The sequence below is a fragment of the Psychrobacter sp. 1U2 genome, from assembly GCF_051847575.1.
This window is the reverse complement of record NZ_JBPYDC010000710.1, coordinates 1-884: the sequence shown is the minus strand read 5'-3', so window position 1 is coordinate 884 and position 884 is coordinate 1. Positions and strand designations below refer to the sequence as shown.

The window sequence follows — 884 nt, the reverse complement described above, 5'->3', positions numbered from 1 at the left end:
AACGGAAATCCTGACGCCAAATCAAAACGCAGCTGCGCACCAAAATGACTTAACGTACCAGTACCAGTACGATCACCTTTTTCAGTACCATCAGCCAATACTAGTTTTAATAAATCAAGATAAGCCGCTTCGTTCTTAGTAGTAATCATGACTTTTTAGATTCCATAGTCTTTGGTTTTAATGTATATCAATTTTAATGTCTCTCAACTTTCATACGTCTTAATAAGCAGATTGACGACCCCAATCATAAATATCGCGCTTGTAAGCATAAATGATTAAGAAAATACCGATAAGAATCATTGGTGCGCTTAGTATCTGCCCTTTAGTGACCCAGCCCAATAATATAAAGCCTTGATCGGCATCTGGCTGACGGAAGAACTCGACGATGAAGCGGCTAAACCCATAACCCAGCATGAAGACGCCAGTGACTGCCATACGTGGACGCGGCTTGGACGAATACCACCACAATAACAAAAATAATAGCAGACCTTCAGTAAGCGCTTGATAAAGCTGTGAAGGGTGACGGGGCAGTAAGTACTGTCCATTTATTTCCATCATCAACTCTTGCAACTGAGGGTTGGCTTGCAATTGCTGCATATCAAAGGCGGCGGCTTGTGGAAAGTAAGTCAGCCAATTATAGCCGCCATCAGATACGCGTCCCCATAGCTCGCCATTAATGTAGTTGCCGATACGTCCAAATAACAGCCCTGTTGGCACACAAGGCACAATGAAGTCGAGCACTTGAAAAGGCGTCTTTTTATATTTACGGGCAAAATACAGCATACCAAGCCCAACACCGATCAGGCCGCCATGAAACGACATTCCGCCTTCCCAGACTTTAAAGAGATAGGCTGGGTTTTGTAGTAATTCACCGAACTGATAGA

General features: G+C 43.6%; 2 protein-coding genes. Both read right to left on the bottom strand.

All coding sequences use genetic code 11. The annotated features are described in order from the left end of the window. Nucleotides 1–149: thymidylate synthase (locus tag ACS8FD_RS18245; RefSeq protein WP_439276891.1), on the bottom strand; the 149-nt coding region annotated here is incomplete at its 3' end. Nucleotides 150–219: 70 nt separating this feature from the next. Then, nucleotides 220–884, bottom strand: a 665-nt coding sequence (lgt, locus tag ACS8FD_RS18240) for a prolipoprotein diacylglyceryl transferase (RefSeq protein ID WP_439276890.1), incomplete at its 5' end; no start/stop codon positions are given.